Source organism: Okeania sp. SIO2B3, assembly GCF_010672525.1.
GTDB lineage: Bacteria > Cyanobacteriota > Cyanobacteriia > Cyanobacteriales > Microcoleaceae > Okeania.
The window spans coordinates 13,645-34,442 of record NZ_JAAHGH010000084.1 but is presented as its reverse complement, the minus strand read 5'-3'; the positions used below and the strand labels follow the sequence as shown (position 1 = coordinate 34,442).

Genomic DNA, 20,798 nt, shown 5'->3' with positions numbered 1-20,798 from the left:
CCACAGATACATCTGGAGATTTTTCCATCTCCATCTGACTCGGTGCGGTTTCTGGGATTGTTTCCTCCACAGATACATCTGGAGATTTTTCCATCTCCACATCATTTTTTGGTTTCTGCGGTAAAGTCTTCTCTACTGATCGACCTCTCTGCAAATAGCGATGTAACACGCTCCCAATCGGAGATTTAGCTGAATTAGGAGATTTTTCCATCTCCACATCATTTTTTGGTTTTTGTGGTAAACTTTCCTCAACAGATACATCTGGAGATTTCTCCGTCTCAATCTCAGTCTGTTGTGCTTCTGCTGTTGTTTCTTCTGCTACTGCTGCGGACTGTTTCTCTATCAGAGAAAGCAGATACTCTCGCTTTTGATTAGCTTCATCATAATCAGGATTTATTTTTAGTGCTTCTGTGTAATCAGTAATAGCTTTTTCATAGTCTGCTATTGCTTCATACACAAAACCTCTATTGTAATAACCATCAGCATCATTAGGACTAAGTTGGAGTGCTTGTGTCAAATCAGCGATCGCTTTCTGATGATATCCTATTTGAGAAATAGCTAAACCGCGATTATTATAAAAATCGCTATTACTAGGATTAATTTTAATCGCTTCGGTATAATCAAAAATTGCACCTTGATAATCTTCTATTTGATGCTTGGCAATACCTCTATTGTAGTAAAGCTCTGCATTATTTGATTCAATCTCTATAACTGTCGTGTAATCAGCGATCGCCCCATAATAATCTCCCCATTGGTAACGAGCTAGTGCCTGCTCATAAATAACTGCGATATCAATTTGATTATTTTCCATCTTGTTTACTAAATTTTTTCAATCAATTTTTTATCCTTTACCATATAGTAAATCATCTATGTTCAATATTTTTTATCAATGTCAAAAAAATTCATATATTGGCCAAACTTTTTCCGATGTTTTATAATACTTATACTATGATTAATAGTATAATAATATTTTACTTTGAACAAATAAAAATTAGGGGCATAGTAATATCATGTCCGGTTGAATACTTATAAATAAGGGATTAGCGGTGCGACCCTGCGGTGTGCCAAAGACGCACCTGGTAGCGCACCAAGAGAGGGAGCGGGGAAAGGGGAGAATAGAGAGATTTGCCCTGTGTAAGGAGGATAAGTTTTTTCATCATTAATTATCCGGACTTGATATAAATTATTCAAAATTAACAGAAGGAAAACAATTATATTAAACTCTCTTTTTGAGCGAAGGTTTTCATCTACAAGTTTTCAAAGTAGGACTAATTATATAGCAAAGAAAGGGTGGTTTAGGAAAGAGATTGATGATAAATCTTAAAATGAAGAAAGGTTTTTCCCACTATTGGCTGTTAGACCAATTTGGGAAAATAATGTTGCGAATAATAAGGGAAATAAAAGACTTTATCAGAAATTTTACTTGGACTCAAAAGATAAGTTTAGACCTAATAAATGGTATCAAAGCTATTTATTATGACTCCTGACTACTGAGAAATAACCTATTTATTTGTAGCAAATATTTATCACGCTTAGTATAATACCAATTTGAAAAAAGAATGCTTAACTTAAGTTGTACTTCAATTATTAAGTAATTAATACAGACCTATGGAACTTTTTTGATAATTAACACGCTATTTCTTGTTAATTATTCTGATCTTTACTTCCCCTCCACGGTCGGGGTCCGCGGGTAGGTTCACTCCCCCACTCCCCTACTCCCCCGCAATGCGAAAATGTAGCAAATATTTATCACGCTTGGTATTATCTCAAAGCAGCCAGCAATTTATATTCCAAAAGAAAAATCTCTCCAAAAGTCAATCCGAAGAGATGAATATAAATAGATGAAATTACTATTTTTTTAGGGAATAGATTTGTGCTAATTTTATCTATGATACTGAAGCATTGAAACCTTTTTCTGTTTCCTGCTGTTCATTATTATCTAATTGATTTTTGTTGTCTTGAGCTGACTGCCAAATCAATCCACCTAAATGAGTAAATGCTAAAGCGATCGCTGGTATAGGTAAAAAATAACTATGTAAGCTGTACTGACGCAATACAGTCATAGTACTAATACCATTACCACCCGTTAAAATATATCTTAGTAAAGAACCAATGAAAGGGATAGTTTCTACAGTAGATAATTCTATGGAAAATCTCCAAAAACCTTCTTGAGACCAGTCAAGAATCATTGCTGTCCAACCCAAACCAATTGCGACTAAAACAAGGAAAATCCCACTAATCCAAGCAATCAACCAACTAGAGCGAAACTGCCGACTTAAAAACATAATTACTATTTGAATTAAGCCGAGTATAATGATACTGTTACCAGCATAATTGTGTAAATCTCGAATTATCCATCCGAAAGGAATTTCACTGGTAATCATTTCTAGAGATTTGTAAGCACCACCAGCGGTGGGTTGATAATTAAACGCTAGCAATGCTCCAGACAAGGCAGATATTAGAGTTAATGTCAAAATTGAGACAGCTACAATTGTAGCTAATCTTCGTAAACTCAAGGTCGAATTAATATTGTTAATCATTTGATGAGTGAAAGTCTATAAATTATTGCGGATATTAAAATGAGCAGATATAGCATTAAAGCCATGTCTGCAAAATAGAGACAGATAAAGTCCTCAGCCACTCTGGATTTAGAGCCCTATTAACTCTATCTGTGACTAGATTATATAAATCTTAACATAACTTTTTCTTTTGTTGCAATTTAGGCAAAATTATGAAACATAATGAATAGCGATCGTGATTACCACAAAACAAAAATTAAATCCGTATAATATTACACATATAACCAATAATTTTGACGAATAATCAACTCTCAAAAATTTTGATCGATCAGCTTTTCAATTTTGAAATACCCGTCATTTTTATCTTGACAGACCACTAGTTAAAAATGATGCATTTCTGAATTAACTGCTGTACACTTCCAATGTCTAACACTAGGTGCTAAAGTAATTAAATCTTCAATATTACGCTGCATTGTATAGCAAATATCATCCAAAGGTAAATCATTAGGATCGTAACCAAAAGGATTTTCTATTTCTAAAGCAATTTCTTCAATTCCAAATACTGTAAAACTGATTAAGCCAACTACAATACCAGTCCAAAAATGAAATTCATTAACTATTTGAAATGGCAATGATAAACAATAAATTAACAATAATTGTCTCAGATGAATGGAATAAGCTAAAGGAATTGGTGTATTTAAAATTCCCTCACAACCAGTTAATGCTTCAACCATTCTATCTAACAACTTAAACATAGCAGTAAGTTGATAAGGATTAATGCAACCACGTTCATATTCATTTTGGAGATAATCACTAATCCAAAAAGCAATATGAATAGGAGGATGATTCATAGTTTTTAGCTTTTTATACCACTGTTGAGGCATATATCCCTCTAATTCCCTATTGACACTCTGGCCACGCAAATATAATTTGCCAGCGATAGCAAAAGCTACTAACAACCTCATTATTTCCTCTTTTACTTTTCTATCTGCTGGTTCATTTTCTTCAACCGAAACCCAAATTTGTCGGGCAAAATTACGAACTGTATTCACAATTTTTCCCCACAATTGCCGACCTTGCCAGAATCTTTCATAAGCAGTATTTGTTCTAAAAACTAATAGTAAACCCAAGACTAAACTAGGAACAATACTACTTTTCGCAGGCAAAGTTACAGGAAAATTAAAATAGTTAAGTAAAGAAATCAAACAACCAAAAAATCCGCAGAATGTCACCCGAAAAATAATAGCCGGAATGACCGAATATCGCATTTGTAGAATAACCGTCAACCATTCTCGCTTTTCCCGATAGCGACCATCTATCACCCTGTTTGTAAACATATTAATTTAGACAGATTGAAATAATCTGTGCATTCATAGGCATCGAAATCATCTTACTCTCGTTTTTCTATCAGATAAAGGGAGACTTCAAAAATGATAACTCTTGGATTATATCAATTCCAGTCAATTAAGCCTTGAAGAAGTAGTTATATCATGTCCGGATAAGAGCGTCATTTCAGTTATCAGTTATCAGTTATCAGTTATCAGTACCTCTCTCTGCCCGTTTGCGCAGCACTCCGCAGGAAAGTCAGAGGCTTGAAATATTGAACTTGATTTTCTCTTAGTCGATTGGATATGGCGAGGAAACCTCGCCATCCCATCCTACGGAATGCTCCGCAAACGACCGCTTTTTCATCCCCTTGTAGAGCGGTAGCTCGCGGCGCAGCCAAGGGGAGGCTTCAGACCTTATTTTTTGGTGATGAAAAAACTTATCATAAGTGCTTTAACAGTAAATCTTTCTATTTTCCCTACTCCCCCACTCCCCTACTCTCCTACTATCTTAATTATAAGTATTCAACCGGACATGATATTAGTGCCGCTACGCGGAAGTCAAAAGTTAAAAGTCATTTTTGATTTGTAATTGTTTTAGGATTTTGTAATATCATGTCCGGATAAGAGCGTGATCAAAAACTTTCTCCTTCAAATCCAGTTCTTCTTCTTCCTTCCCTCTTGCCTCCTGTCTCCTGTCTCCTGTCTCCTGACTCCTTGCTAAATTTATGAAGATAAGATCGGGGGTTCTATATGTTTTTTCAAAGTATTAATATTTAACATACAACGATATAATTACTGACGACTAAAATGGTATTTCTGGTCTAGTAGATACAAAATTTTCTGCGTATTTCACTCTTGACTCTTTTTTTCTCAATATTTCTCCACCTGATACCAATTCACTTTAAAGATGTCACAAATAGTTTCGCTCCTTTAAATGTTAAATAATTTCCTGAAATTACTGTAGCGTCAAAGTTTGGAGGTGATAAAATTTGACTTTTGAGTTTTGAGTTTTGACTTATAACTTCCGTGAAACTGTATGAGTTTATTTTTCTTGACGATGAGTAAGTTGATGAAATAAAATTAATAAAAGTTAATCTTCGTACTTTTTAGGTACTATACTACTAGGCATAATTCACTCTTTTTTTTTCCCTACCTTTTAATACTCCTGCTGGACAATCTTCAAAAAATAAAAACTATGTTAAATACTCCTGGCTATTCAAATTTACAAACCTTATACCAAGGCAGCAACAGTATAATATATAGGGCATTACGCCAGTCCGATCATACTCTAGTTGTCCTCAAGACGCAAATCTCTGAATACCCTGCTCCAGAAGAAATTGCGCGCATTAGACATGAATACAATATCCTCAAAAACCTCAACGTTGAAGGAGTTGTCAAATCCATAGACCTGATCCACCAGGAATATCGCCTCATCCTGATCCTCGAATACTTCAATTCCGTATCTCTCAAACAACATATAACAGACTCATCGATCGCAATTTCCCAATTTCTCAACATAGCCTTCCAACTTAGTGACACCCTAGATAAAATACATCAACAACAAATCATCCACAAAGATATTAAGCCCCACAACATCCTGATCCATCCTACCACACAAAAAACAAAAATCATAGACTTCAGCATTGCCACCCGTCTAGAAACAGAAACTCAGACCATCATCAACCCAAATTATATAGAAGGCACTCTAGCTTATATATCTCCAGAACAAACTGGACGCATGAACCGCAATATAGACTATCGCAGTGACTTCTATTCCTTGGGTGTCACTTTCTATCAAATTCTTACTAAACAGCTTCCCTTCTATAGCAATGACCCAATGGAAATCATCCACTCACACATAGCTAAAACCCCTATCTCCCCACACCAAATTAACCCAGAAATTCCCATTGCTATATCCTTAATAGTGATGAAACTGCTATCAAAAAATGCTGAAGACCGCTATCAAAGCGCCCTCGGATTAAAAGCAGACTTTGAATATTGCTTGAGTAAACTAGAAACCATTAACAGAATTCAAGCTTTTACTCCAGGGAAAAAGGACAAAAAAGGTCAATTTAGTATCCCCCAAAAGCTCTATGGTAGGAAAACAGAAGTCCGTCTCCTCTTAGAAGCTTTTGGTCGCGTCAGTAATACGGATGATGATAACATCAGTCAATGCAATAAAGAACTTATTCTAGTTACAGGTTATTCCGGTATCGGTAAAACCAAAGTTGTTAACGAAGTACATAAACCCATAGTTAAAGCCAGAGGCTATTTCATTGGTGGCAAATTCGATCAATTCAAACGGGATATTCCTTATGCTGCTATCAGCCAAGCTTTTCAACAGCTAATCCGCCAGTTACTTGCAGAAACTACACTAAAAGTTAGCGAATGGAAGCAGAAACTATTAACTGCATTAGGAGAAAATAGTCAAATCATCATTGATGTCATCCCAGAATTAGAATTAATCATCGGTAAACAAGGAAAAGTAGCCCAGTTAGGAGCCACTGAATCACAAAACCGTTTCAATCAACTATTCGGAAAATTTGTCCGTGTCTTTGCTCAACCAGAACATCCATTAGTTTTATTTCTCGATGACTTACAGTGGGCAGATCTAGCATCATTAAACCTGATAGAACAGTTAATGACGGACAGCGAAACCCAACACTTATTATTTATCGGAGCTTATCGAGACAACGAAGTTAACCCAGTACATCCGACCATCCAAACCATAGAAAAAATCCAAAAAACTAGCACAACAGTTAATCAAATCATATTAGAACCTCTAAAAATCAATTACATCAGACAATTAGTAGCAGAAACATTATCAGAAGAAGCTACTACCACTAATGAGCGGGTCACTCAATTATCAGACCTACTATACAGTAAAACTCAAGGTAATCCGTTTTTCTTAACTCAACTCCTCAAAACATTGTATACAGACAAATTATTAACATTTGATTTTACAGTTGGATGTTGGATGTGGGATATTGAGCAGATTCAAAGTTTTGGAATAGCAGATTTAGGAGTAGTAGAATTAGTTGCTAGGAATATTGGGAAACTATCAACAACTACCCAAAAAGTTTTAAAACTAGCGGCTTGTATTGGTAATAAATTTAGTTTAGATGTATTAGCAGTTGTTAACGAAAAATCTGCGACTCAGACAGCACAAGATTTATGGAGTGCTTTACAAACAGGTTTAATATTACCACTCTCTCAGGATTATAAAATTCCCTTATTATTTTCCGAAAACGACAACTCTGGGGAGTTATTATTTGATGAATCTAGGGTAAGTTATCGTTTTTTGCATGACAGAGTGCAGCAAGCAGCATATTCACTTATTCCTGAGGAAAATCGAAAAAAAATCCATCTAAAAATCGGTAAGTCATTGTGGAAAAGTCTGCCTTCTGAGCAAATAGAAGAGAACATATTTGATATTGTAAATCAGTTGAATATAGGGCGTGATTTAATCACAGAAATAGAGTTAAAAGAAGGGTTGCTAAAATTAAATTTATGGGCAGGAAAAAAAGCCAAGGGAGCTACAGCTTATGAAGCGGCAGGTAGATATTTAAATGTGGGGTTAGAGTTGTTACCTACAAATAGTTGGGAGAGTCATTATGAATTGACAAGAGAACTCTATGTAGAAACACTAGAAGCTGAATATCTCAACACTAATTTTGAACGGGCGCAACAATTGTCAGAATTTATATTTGCCAGAACTACAAAATTACTTGAGCAAGTCAAAGTTTATGAATTATTAATAGAATTTCATACCTCTCAAAACCAAAGTCAACAAGCGCTTGATACCTCTTTGAAGGTATTGAAAAAATTTAAACTTACCTTCCCAAAAAAAATTAGTAAATTAACGATAATTAAAGAATATTTATACATAAAATTTTCTCTGAGTCGTTACTCGGTCGATGATTTGGCTAATTTGCCAGTAATGAATGACCCCTACAAGTTAGCAGCGATAAAAATAACAATTTCTGCTATTCCTGTTGCTTTTGGAGTTAATCCTAACCTGTTCCCATTACTAATATTTAGAATGGTGTCTCTATGTTTAAAACATGGAAATTCACCTCTATCTGCTTATGGATTTGGAAGTTATAGCATTATTTTATGTTCGGCCATAGGAGATTTTGAGACCGGATATAAATTCGGAGTTTTATCTATAGAATTATTAAATAAATATAATGCAAGAGAATATAAAGCCAAAGTTTATATGCTGTTTAATGTATTTGTTAAAATTTGGAAAAAACATATAAAAGAAACAGAATTAGACTTAATAGAAGGTTTTCAAGATGGATTTGTGAATGGAGATATTCAGTATGCTTGTGAATGTGCTATAACTTATTGTTCAAATATATTATTTAGAGGTAAAAACTTAGAAGAAATCGCGAGTATTCAAAAAGACTATCTAACTATAATTATTAGCAGTAAAAAAGATTATTATATACGTTTTGCTAGTGCATGGAATGATTGTGTAAAATATATTTTGAGCGATTTAAAGGAGCGAGAATCAGGTATTTGTAATAAGCTTGATGAAGATTATACAGAGGGTTTCATCAAAGCTAATAATCAGGCGGGAATCTTAATAATCAATCTCATGAAATTGATGATTTGTTATATATTTCAAGACATTGTACAAGCAACTAAAATTGCTCAATTTGCCGAAAAGTATCAAAATACTATGAAAGGTACAATTTACTTTGCTCAATACAACTTCTACTATTCCCTTGCACTACTCGCAAATTACCCCAACATCTCCCCAAAAGAACAAAAACAATACCTCAAAAAAGTCAAGTCTAACCAAAAACAAATGAAAATTTGGGCAAAGCACGCCCCCATGAACTTCCAACACAAATACGATCTAGTAGAAGCAGAAACAGCCAGAGTTTTAGGTGAAAATGAAATAGCAGCAACCTACTACGAAAAAGCAATTTCTGGAGCCTCAGAAAACGGTTACATCCATGAAGAAGCGATCGCCAACGAACGAGCGGCAGAATTTTATCTGTCTCTTGGCAGAGAAAAAGTAGCCAAAGCCTACATGACGGAAGCCTATTACTGCTATATTAATTGGGGTGCGACTGCCAAAATCAAAGACTTAGAAGAACACCACCCCAACCTAATTATTCGCAGCCAAACACCAGAAATTACAAAAATTGACATCACAAAAACTATATCCTCAATCACTAGCAAAACTAGCAAAAATCTCGACTTTTTTACTATTATTAAAGCCTCCCAAACTATCTCAGAGGAAATCGAACTAAATAGCTTACTTGATAAATTGATGCACATTCTCATGGAAAATGCTGGAGCGAACAAAGGAACTTTAGTTTTAAATAACTCTGGTAATTGGGAAATTCCTATTCAATGCCTGAGTGGCGACTATAATTCATGCATCACATCTCTCGACCAGACTACCGATTTACCCCATACTGTGATCAACACTGTCAAACAGACTCAACAAACCGTACTCATCAATGAGCTTGAAACAGAAACTACCTTCGCTGGAGATCCATACCTGCTAGAACACCAGCCAAAAAGCCTCTTGTGTACTCCGATCGTCAAGCAAGGCAAATTTCTTGCTCTCCTGCTCCTAGAAAACAGCCTCGCTACAGGAGCATTTACTCCAGACCGCATAAAAGTCCTTCATCTACTTATGACTCAAGCTGCGATATCCATTGAAAACGCCAGACTTTACCAGAATCTAGAAGAATATAACTCCAATCTGGAAGCCCAAGTCAAACACAGAACTCAAGCACTTCAGGAGAAAAACCAAGACTTACAGCAAACCCTGCTTAAATTGCAACAAACTCAAACTCAATTGATCCAAACGGAAAAAATGTCTGCTTTGGGACAAATGGTAGGAGGAATTGCCCACGAAATTAATAACCCTATTACGTTTATCTCTAGTAATATCACTTATGCTCGCAAATATTTCCACGACTTACTTGAGATACTCGATCTTTACAAACAAAACTATTCCGGTTCTAATTCAGTCATAGAAGAGAAATTAGAAGAGCTTGAGCTAGAGTTTTTGTGTGACGACTTAGAAAAATTGTTAGATTCCATGCAAACAGGGAGCAATCGCATTAGTAAAATTATTTTGGGTTTGCGGAACTTCTCTCGCCTTGATGAATCAGATATGAAGGATGTAGATATCCACGAAGGATTAGAGAATACTTTAATGATTTTGCAACATCGGCTCAATGCTAATCGCTCCTGCCCAGAAATTACCATAGTCAAAAACTACGGAAAATTACCTCGAGTAAACTGTTGGGCCAGTCAACTAAATCAAGTATTCCTACAGATTCTCAGCAACGCGATCGATGCTTTAACAACTTCGGAGATTGGGCGCTACTCCGAAATTCGGATTACCACGGAGCTGCAGGATGCTCAAACAGCAAGGATTCTCATTGCTGACAATGGGATGGGAATGAGCGATAGCGTTTGTCAACGGATATTTGACCCCTTCTTCACCACTAAAGCGATCGGCAAAGGAACCGGACTGGGGTTATTTATTAGTTACCAAATCGTTACTCAGCAACATGGAGGACAGTTGAAGTGTATTTCTCAACCGGGACAAGGCACGGAATTTATTATAGAAATTCCTATTGATGGATGATGTGAGACTTGCGTCATTGGCAATAGCATTTCTCATCAGCGTTGCTGAGTAAAGCAATTTCACTTGTCAGAGATTGCCGATCTAACCGCCTTATCAAGGAGAGGACTGCTGAAAATTTTTCCCTATTCCCTATTCTCAAATAAAGATTTAACCGAACATAATATTACAGGACTTACGCAAAGGCACTATTTATAGAGTAAAAGTACTATTGGACAATAGTTTTGAGACCTATATATAGCGTATATGCGTAAGTCCTATATTAGTTGAAGTGAGAAATATATAAATCTGGCATTGGTGAATTAGTGTATGATATTAATCTTAAATTATTGAGGAGTCAGGAGTCAGGAGGGAAGAAAGAAGAATAAAGAGGAATATAAGGAGAAAGTTTTTTGTTCGCGCTCTTATCCGGACATGATATCATACCTCTTTTCACCAACGCCATAAATCTTACAGCAGATTCGGTCGTATATGAAGTACAGATATTAACAAGGGAATTTCTGCCGTTTGGTATCTTGCCTGCAATAGAGGCAGATTAACCGCTATAGCTGTACCTCAAGCCTGATGGATCTGCTGTATCTAAATATACACAAAGACATTTAACATTCGCTCTTGTTTTTTTTACACTAATTTATTGAGCAGTGTATCCTCCATCAATGATCAGATTATGTCCTGTAACGAAGGAAGTGCGTTCAGAGCATAACCAAATTACTGCTTCAGCAACTTCCATCGGTTTCCCGATTCGCCCCAAGGGATGCAACCCGTTGATAAAAGTAAGTTGGTCAGGGGTAAAATTATTTTCCAAAGCTAGAGTTTTTACAGCACCCGGACTAATTGTATTAATTCGGATATTAGATTTAGCATATTCAATTGCTGCTGCTCTAGTTAAACCAATAATTCCTGCTTTAGCTGCAGAATACACAGACATACCAGGCATGATAGTTACAACGCCACCAACAGATGACATATTAACAATTGAACCACTTCCTTGTTCGAGCATTATCGGAAGTTCATATTTGAGAGAAAGCCACATACCTTTTAGATTTGCGTTGATTATATAATCCCAATCATCTTCTGTATGCTCGGTTAGCGGACGGTTTAACCCATTACCCACATTATTAAAGGCGCAGTCGAGCCGACCGTAAAATTCAACTGTTTTATTAATTAGTGCTTCCACTTCACTAGTTACAGAAACATCAGTTTTGACAAAAATGGCATCACCACCTCTGGCACAAATTTCTTGTACTACTTGTTCTCCTTCAGTAACTCTTCTGCCAGCGATGACGACCTTGGCTCCAGCCTGAGCAAAAGCAAGAGCTGTTGCCTTTCCTATGCCTGATGTACCACCTGTAATCAATGCAACTTTTCCGTCAAATTCTTTTGAGAATGACATTTTTAAAATACTCCTTTCACTTCAGTAAATAAATCTGGAAATCTATGAAGATTGCTAACGGATAGTAATTTGCACACTTTTTCAATGGTTCCAAAACTTATGAAATTAATTCGATCTAACTACTTATTACTCAATCCGCTCACAACTATTATCCGAAGATGATATAATACTAATTTATTGAGCAGTATATCCTCCATCAATAATCAGGTTATGTCCTGTCATGAAAGAAGCACCCTCGGAACATAGCCACATTGCGGCTTCTCCCACCTCTTCAGGAGTACCGAAACGACCTATAGGATGAGGATGCTCTTCTAAAAACTGATTGAGTTGCTTGGTAGAAAATGTCTCAAGTATTGGACTTTGAATAATACCAGGGCTAACAGCATTGATACGGATGCCTAATTTTGCATACTCAACTGCTGCAGCCTTAGTCATACCTATAACCCCACTTTTACTTGCTGAGTAAACAGAAAAATTGACTACGCCGATCGTACCCGCAACCGAGGACGTATTTACAATTGCACCACTGCCTTGTTTGAGCATTTGTGCTATCTCATACTTCATCAACAACCATACTCCTTTAAGATTAATGTTAACAATATAGTCCCAATCTTCTTCTCCTGAATCAATTAATGAACACATTTTGGTAACACCAGCATTGTTGAATGCACAGTCTAAACGGCCATAAATATCTACAGTTTTGTTCACTAATGCCTCTACTTCGTTAGCCTGAGAAACATCAGTCTTCACAAAAATGGCATCACTACCTCTAGCACAAATTTCGTGTGCTGCTTGCTCTCCTTCTTCAACACCTCTACTGGCAATGACAACCTTGGCTCCAGCTTGAGCAAAAGCAAGAGCTGCTGCCCTACCTATACCAGATGAACCTCCTGTAACTAAAGCAACTTTTCCATCAAATTCTTGTGAAAATGGCATCTTTAAATACTCCTTTGATTTTTGTCAATAAAACTTATCTGGGAATGTTGAAAATAATTGGTTAAATTCTCTCAGAGAGTGAAGTAACTCACAGGATGACAATTTAACAAAAACTTCACTCTCAAAAGAAATTAAATTCCAACTTTTGTAGTAAGCTTCATCAAACTTTCTGATGGTGTAGGAACAGATCCTAAAACTACATCACCCCAACGCATAATATGAGCAGCTGCAGCCCCTGAAAAACCATGAGCATAGGTCATCACCAAATCACCTTTTTTAATTTTCCTCTGTTCAGCTGTATGATATAAAGCAGCCATTACTGAAGTAACAGAAATATTTCCATACTGAGGAAAGATATCAATAGTTTTGTGTTTAGGAATATTCAATTCTGAAGCACAAAAGTCAATGTACCCGGCAGTAGGTGGATAAAGTACAAAGAAATCTATATCTTCCACTTTGATTCCTGATTTATCTAATACTTTTCTAGAGCATTCTTGGAAATATTTAATAAATAAAGAAGTGGCATATTTGACAGTTTCTTTATCAATGGCAATTAATAATTTTATTTCTCCTTTTTCATCTACAGTAAATTTTGGATAAACTACATCACAAGATTCATGGGTATTCGTTGAATAAGAATGAAGTAATCCTTCTCCTGTTTGAACTTTTTCCACAATAAAAGCTGCAGCTCCATCTCCAAGAGTAAAAGAAAATGGATTTGTATACTCTATATGCTTAGAATAATCGCATGATACAGACACTAAAATCCGGTCTATTTTCTGGCTTTGGATAACAGAAACAGCGTTTTCTAATGCTAACAAAGCGCCTCCACAGGTAGCATTCAAATTCCAAGCTGTACCTCGAAATCCTAATTCTCGAGCAATTAAAGTGGCATTGCCAATGGCTAATCTTTCTGGAAACATTGCACAAGAAATCAGCAAGTCAACTTCGTTAATATCTAGTTTTGCAGCTTGTAAAACCTTTTCTATTGCTCCACATTCAAGAGTCATAGAAGTTTCATCTCCAGTTAAAACTCTTCTTTCTAAAGTACCTCGAAAAATATCTTCTCGATAAGGTTGAACAGCTTGCACCCAATGATCATTTTGTTGTGAGTCGTTGTCGAACAGTCGTACAGTTTTATTTTTTTGTTCGAGTTTAAGCAACAAATCTGGATAGTTCTTTTTCCAGTAATTATTTGTTAATACATATTCTGGAAAATTAACTGCAAGTGCTCGGATACCAACAGATTGATTCATTGTTATTTATTCCTAATTTATTTACAAAAAAAGCCGAATTTAACTATTTGTTGAGATGAAAACAGTCATTTTTGTCAAAACTTAGGCAGTAATGCAATATGTAGGTTGGGTTAAGCGGGAGCGCAACCCAACAAAAGCTTGACCTTTCTTCTGCTTCGCTAAGTCTGCTGCAAAACACGCTTGAGAACTTTCCCTGTAGCATTTTTGGGAATATAATCAACAAAGTGAAATGTATGAGGTACTTTATAATTTGCTATTCTCTGAGCACAAAAACTTTTTATTTCCTCAGCAGAAACAAATTTACTAGGTTTGAGAACAATATTAGCATTAACAATTTCCCCTTTGAGGCGATCGCTCATACCATATACCGCTGCCTCAAGCACAGCAGGATGTTCCAGAATTACTTTTTCCACTTCAGAAGGATACACTTTGAACCCAGAAACATTAATCATATCCTTCAAGCGGTCAACAATATAGAAATAGCCATCCTGATCCATACTGCCTAGATCGCCTGTATGAAACCAGCCATTATCCAAGACTTTCTGTGTTTCTGTTGTACGATTCCAATATCCTAGCATGACATTCGGACCGCGTATTAACAGCTCTCCAACTTCCCCACATTCAAGCTCGTCGCCAGCTTCATTCACAACTTTCATTTCTACGTTCTCAATTGGCATTCCAATGGAACCCAATTTATATCTCAAATCGTGATTGTAACAAGCAAAAGGAGAAGTTTCTGTTAATCCATAACCCTCATATATCAATTTACCACAAAATTCTTGCCACTGACATACAAGGTCTACAGATATTTTAGCAGCAGCACTAAAATAATAGCGCACCGAGTTAAAATCTGACGGCGACACACCAGTCTCCAGCAAGCGTAAAAACACAGTCGGAACTCCAAACAACATGGTCACGCTATGACTATGAATAGCTTTCAATACATCTTCTGGCCTAAACCGTCGCTGTAAAATAATTGTTGCGCAAGCGTTTAACCCACCATTGAGAATAAAATTCTGACCGAAACAGTGGGAAAGGGGTAAAAAAAGCAACAATTTATCATCAGAGTCGATCTGACAACAATGCTTAACGGAGTGCATATTAGAACAGATATTCCCATGAGACAGGGTTGCTCCTTTAGGAAAACCAGTGGTGCCAGAAGTGTAAACAATAGCAGCAGGGGCAGTCGGTTCCATGGAAACAGTCTTGAAATCAGCACTCCCTTTTTCCATCAGAGTAGATAAACTGATATCTCTATCTGTTTCACCCTGAGTAATTAAAACATTCCTCAGAAAAGCTAGATCCCGATCGGGTATTTGCTCCCTTAAAGATTCTGTTGTCACAACTGCTACTGCTTCACTATCATTGAGGATGAAGCGAACTTCTTCACTTTTCAGCATTGAATTAACAGAAACAACCACAGCACCACGTTTGATAATTGCCAAATAAGTAATGACAAATTCAGGAATATTTGGCAAAAACAAAGCTACGCGATCGCCACATTTTATTCCCAAATACCGCAAACCATTAGTTACACGATTTGCTAACTCATTTAGTTCCCCATAAGTAAAAACTTTTTCTTCAAAAATTAAAGCTGTTTTGTGAGGAAAAAATTGAGCACCTCTTTCAATATGTTGTGTAATATTCATTGTGATTTTTTCACCCCAAATATTTGTTTTTCCATGGTGTAGAAAGTAGTTTGATACCAAATTGATAAATTTTTGCTACAAATAGCTAGGATATTTCTTAGGAGTAAACCCACCCCCGCCCCTCCCAGGAGGGGAGTCAGGAGTCGTATGGGAATTGCTTCAATACCAGTTTTGATCTAGGAAATTCTCTTTTATGTCAAAAAGACATCTCCTTTAAAGTATTTTAATCACGCTTATTATGCGTAAAATTCTTTTTTCAAAATGGTATGATACATTGGATTAATGTATCAAAAACCAATCTAACTCTTTGGCAAAAATCGTAATTTTTAATTTCAAAATCAGTAGTTTATTTGGCAATAAAATCAGCCGGAGATATGATTTTACATATTTGTTGCCAATCACTAGCATCTAGTTGAAAAAAAAATTGGCAATGCTCGATTGTTTCTAGCCAAAATTGTAGTTTTTTGGAGAAATTAGTCTTAAAAAAAAACACAACCATCTACAACAAAAATCTGGAAAAAAAATTTTAAATTTCATCGAAATATCCTTATTTTTTCTGGCTTAACCAATCAAAATGAAGAAGTGGGGGAGTAGGAAATAAACCGAAATACATCCGATTTTTTTATCTGTGTTGTTTCTAGGAAATCGTAAATATTCAAAGTAATCCTAATTAGGTTTTGCTGAACAAAGTCTTGTGGTAAGGGGAGGAGTAAACCCACCCCTAGCACCTCCCAGCAGGGGAAGACCGAGTCAGGATAAATGGGAATTATAGAGGAGGTAGTAGTAAGAATTGTCCCTAGATTTTTATGCTCAACTCTTGACCAAAACCCGCTCCTAATTGAACCATTACCACCTAAAACCTCGCACTTTTTGATACTTAAAAAAGCTAAAACCTTTATCTGTAAATACTTTTAGATTTAATCAGCAAGCCCTAATTATGAGTAAAGATATAGGAGGTAATATTGTATAGCAGTCGAAGTAAAAGTTAGGACAGAATTAAAAGCTCAAAACTCAGACAACGCTAGATTTTTCCTTCTTCCTTCTTCCTTCTGCTATAGACCCTAAACTTTACTCATAATTTAAAAAAAACGAAAAACGAAGAGTATTCTAATTATTTGTAAGCATTCAGCAGTCAGCTATCAGCTATCAGCTATTTGTTATTAACTCATTATCATGCTAGAGGGGAATTATCCAGCAAGGAGAATTAAAATTCATTAATTAAATTGGCTATAACCTAACCTCAGTTATTGCTTGAATATGTTCATGCATCTGATGGCTGTTTGCGGAGCATTCCGTAGGAAATGCTAATAGCTGTTTGCGCAGCAGTCCGCAGGAAATGCTTACAATTATTTTTCATTCATTAACTCAGAAAAAATATTAGAAACAGCTTGACTAATCTGACCAGGCGCACTCAAATCATCTGCAATTCGTGAAATATAAATGTCTAAACTTTGTTCATAATCATCCCATATCAAAGACTGTTCTTTTGATACAGGTTTTCCTAACAGTTTTCTGACTATATTGTACAACAATTTAGTTGCAGGTGACAAGTTTTTTTCAACATCATAATTACCAAAAAGCACATAATTTTTTTGCTCCACTGCTTGGACAGCAAAAATCAAAGCGATCGCTAAATATTGTCGGAATAAATTAATAGAAGTCCGTGCCAAATTAGCAGAACCAAATCCTTGACTATTAATATTCTGATTAAACTGTTCCGCATGAGTAGGAAAACGGTCAGTCAGAGAATTCCCATAAAAAGTCAACAACGGCATAATTGAATTGCCAGCAATTTGCAAACCCTTCAATCCCATATTCACTTTTCGTTGAGTATTCCCCACCAAAGAAGCAGGTAATCCACCATTAAATTCAGGAGTAACTAACAGAGCAATTTGAACATCTAGATGTTTAGCAGTTAACCCAATCAAATAACGCAATCTGTCCATTCCGACTCCCACATATTGACCCAGAAAATTACCGCCGTGATAGCTACTTTGACGTTTCACATCAATTAAGGGATTATCAGTAACAGAATTAATTTCTGTCTCTATCTGACTAGCAATATCCCACAAACCATCTACCACTGGACCCAAATACTGCGGTAAACAGCGCATAGAATAACGGTCTTGAATCAAATCACCACCATCAAAGTGATTATCACCATTCAACTCATCACAACTCAAACGGGAACCAGACAGCAAATTCACCATTTGCTCTGCTACCCAAACTTGACCTGGGTGAGGTTTCAAACCATGGATAAATGGATGAAATGACTGATTTGTACCACCCAGTGCTTGTATCATTAATGCGTGAGTCGCAATAGCTACAGCAAATAATGAATGAGCATCATTTACGCAATTAGCAGCTATTCCAGTCATCACAGAAGTACCATTAACCATTGCCAACCCTTCTTTAGCACGCAACGACAAGGTTGGTAATTTAAGTCGCTTAAGAGCTTCAATAGCTGAGATTTCTGTACCTTTGAAATCTACAGTAAACGCTGGATCTAAACCTAGTAATGCTCCAGTAATATGTGCCAGAGGGACTAGATCCCCACTAGCACCAATGGAACCTAAATCATAAACATGAGGGGTAACTCCTTCATTGAGGAATATCGCCATACGTTCGATTAATTCATAGCGAATACCAGAGGCACCTTTTGTATGAGAGTTCATCCGCAACAGCATAGCAGCACGAACATCAGCAATGGGGAGTCGATTTCCTGCACCCGTCTTGAGAAACCAAATTAGGTTTTCTTGCAAAGCAGCAGCATCTTCACAGGAAATAGCTGTATTACCCATGCCACCAAATCCTGTAGTGACTCCGTAAATTGATTTTCCGGTTTCTACGGCGTTGGTAATATAGTTGCAAGAGTCTTGGATACCTTGGCAAATATCTAGACGTTTTGTGAGTGTAACTGGCGATCCTAATTTTGCTACCTTCGCTACCTGTCTGAGAGTGAGATTGTTTTCACCAACAACTATTAGGTTTGATGTTTGAGCAGATTGGGATTTCCTGATGAAGAAATTGTTCTCAATACTAGGTGCAATTTTGGGTTTGAGACTCTGATTGTAGGGAGATGAAGAACTTTTATTAGCTACAGACTTTTGAAGGGGTTGGTTGTTCAGGAATTTATTTCTCAATTGTTTTTTTCTCCTCTTGAGCGATTTAAATCACACGTTTACATGACTCATATCACCAACAAGACATAAAGAATCTATTACAATGAGTAGTAGATGTCTATATGTATCCATGTTGGATGGAGTGGTTCAGTTTTACTAAACTTAACCACAAACTAACTCTGAAATTGCTACCAGAAATAGCAATTCAATATTTAAATAGCGAAAGGCATCAATCGGTCTGTGATTGAGTAATCAATAGAAGATATTGTCAGTGTTCTCTATTGGTCGCTCTCACCAGACTTTTTTTTTGGGATTGTACAAAGAATTAAAACACAAACAGGCGCATCTAGAAATTATTAATTAGTAGAGTTCATTTTTGATGAGGTATTTACACACTACATAACTTAAATGAATTTTTACTGATGAAAGTGGACTTTAGGTGGGAGTGATAATTTGGTGGCTCTAACTTATGAGTACGTAACTAAATCATAGCATAACTCATTAAACGTAACTTGATATTAGCTAATCTATAATTTTAGCTAAATTAATAATATCACAAAGATAACTCAAAATTAACTGATTCAAACTTAATTTTGAGTATGTTTTTTCTTTCCATCTCAAGTCAGTATTTTAACGGAGATATTCATTTGATGAATCCAGGACAATAATAATCTAACAATCTTTAGATTAAATTGTCAATAGATATTGTCATAACCTACAACATTTTTATTTTAAGTAGATTATAAAATAATTCTTTTTGCGCCTAGGAGCAAGAAGTAGGGAGTAGAAAGTAGAAAAATGCTTTGGCAACTGTAGTCTATTTATTTTAGAATCACTATAAATTAGGTTCGTCAATTTATATCAGTTGCCAGCTAGTTAAACTTTCCTTTATAATATTTATTGGCCTTCTAGAAAAATCAAATCAGAAGGAACAAATGAGGTCATAAATACTTGATTTATTCGTCTAATTTGCGATCGTTAGTCCTCCCATCCTAAGCTAGTTTGAACCCTTTTTATATCATGTCGGTTAATTACTGGTAATCAAAAAAGTTGTACTTCTATCCCTCCTTGATACCCCCTCAAAAGCTATGCTTTACCTACATATATTGAATTCAATTGCAGCATAGGGGAGACGAGGGAGAGGAGGAATATAGGGAAGTGAAGACAAACCTGCCATTTCTCATAAATATATAGACATCTCCTCCAAAAGAGGGAGTAGGCAGTAGGCAGTAGGAAACCCACCCCTCGCCCCTCCCCCTCCCAGGAGGGGAATAATTGATAATTTCTGTATCATAATTGATTTTATTTTGGATTTTTACCAGATGTCTAATGAAAGAGGTGGCTAAAAGTGAATAACTAATGGGTGCGCCATTTAATTTCTAGCAGCATTGCGACTATAACCATCCCCCCACATTTCCCCTCCTGGGAGGCAGGAGGCAGAAGGCAGGAGGCAGGAGGCAGGAGGTTTTCTCCTATTTTCACCTTAATTTTATATACGCTCCGATGCTACCGGACATGATATTAGGGGTGGGGACCCACCCTCCAATACTTCTAAAACTTATGGGTAATATCATGTCTCTTTAAATAACCACTTCGGAAAAATTTAGGGAGTAGGGAGTAGGGAACAAGAGGAAATTTGTTTGTTCCCCATGACAAACGGAAAAAATATTCTCTCTCAACAGAAGAACATTTTTATTATGGCTTTCTTAATAGATATAGGCGTAAAAATCAAAAATAAAATCAATTATTACCCATAAATTATCAATTATTCCTCCCTGTTCCCTCTTTTGCAGGAGATGTCTAATCAGACTTGAGATAAGGGATAGATGAGGTATGGAGGATATAGAATTCCAGCAGGGAAGATCGATAGCTTCTTGCTTTTTACCTCTTCTGACCAAAAAAGAAGGTCTCAAGGCTCCCCTTTCAAGGAGATGAAAAAAGATCAACTTCAGTATTTCAAGCCTATGGCTTTA

The 20,798-nt window shown here is 36.3% G+C and carries 9 protein-coding genes; 1 reads left to right on the top strand and 8 read right to left on the bottom strand.

Going from position 1 to position 20,798, the window contains the following annotated elements; genetic code table 11:
- From F6K15_RS29720 to F6K15_RS29710, 3 genes are all read right to left on the bottom strand, one after another.
- Positions 1 to 811 (bottom strand): tetratricopeptide repeat protein (locus F6K15_RS29720; protein WP_293068195.1); only part of this gene is annotated, 811 nt, incomplete at its 3' end.
- 1,075 nt (positions 812 to 1,886) lie between these two features.
- Positions 1,887 to 2,540: a cytochrome b N-terminal domain-containing protein gene (locus F6K15_RS29715; protein ID WP_293068192.1), complete on the bottom strand. Its 654-nt coding sequence runs from the start codon at positions 2,538 to 2,540 to the stop codon at positions 1,887 to 1,889.
- Positions 2,541 to 2,899: 359 nt separating this feature from the next.
- Positions 2,900 to 3,856 (bottom strand): bestrophin family protein, encoded by a 957-nt coding sequence (locus tag F6K15_RS29710; RefSeq protein ID WP_293068189.1) that lies wholly within the window; start codon positions 3,854 to 3,856, stop codon positions 2,900 to 2,902.
- Positions 3,857 to 5,042: 1,186 nt separating this feature from the next.
- Here F6K15_RS29710 and F6K15_RS29705 point away from each other — a divergent pair.
- Positions 5,043 to 10,472 (top strand): ATP-binding sensor histidine kinase, encoded by a 5,430-nt coding sequence (locus F6K15_RS29705; RefSeq protein WP_293068186.1) that lies wholly within the window; start codon positions 5,043 to 5,045, stop codon positions 10,470 to 10,472.
- A 628-nt stretch (positions 10,473 to 11,100) separates the two neighbouring features.
- Here the strand turns inward: F6K15_RS29705 and F6K15_RS29700 are convergent.
- From F6K15_RS29700 to hutH, 5 genes are all read right to left on the bottom strand, one after another.
- Positions 11,101 to 11,862 (bottom strand): SDR family oxidoreductase, encoded by a 762-nt coding sequence (locus F6K15_RS29700; RefSeq protein WP_293068184.1) that lies wholly within the window; start codon positions 11,860 to 11,862, stop codon positions 11,101 to 11,103.
- Positions 11,863 to 12,036: 174 nt separating this feature from the next.
- Positions 12,037 to 12,798 (bottom strand): SDR family oxidoreductase, encoded by a 762-nt coding sequence (locus tag F6K15_RS29695; protein ID WP_293068182.1) that lies wholly within the window; start codon positions 12,796 to 12,798, stop codon positions 12,037 to 12,039.
- Positions 12,799 to 12,929: 131 nt separating this feature from the next.
- Entirely contained in the window at positions 12,930 to 14,054 is a 1,125-nt protein-coding gene (locus tag F6K15_RS29690; protein WP_293068179.1) for a 3-oxoacyl-ACP synthase III family protein, read from the bottom strand.
- 158 nt (positions 14,055 to 14,212) lie between these two features.
- The gene (locus tag F6K15_RS29685; protein ID WP_293068176.1) at positions 14,213 to 15,763 is read right to left on the bottom strand and encodes a long-chain fatty acid--CoA ligase; all 1,551 of its coding nucleotides are present in this window, start codon (positions 15,761 to 15,763) and stop codon (positions 14,213 to 14,215) included.
- Between the two features lie 1,286 nt (positions 15,764 to 17,049).
- Positions 17,050 to 18,846 (bottom strand): histidine ammonia-lyase, encoded by a 1,797-nt coding sequence (gene hutH, locus F6K15_RS29680; RefSeq protein ID WP_293068174.1) that lies wholly within the window; start codon positions 18,844 to 18,846, stop codon positions 17,050 to 17,052.
- Positions 18,847 to 20,798 lie beyond the last annotated feature (1,952 nt).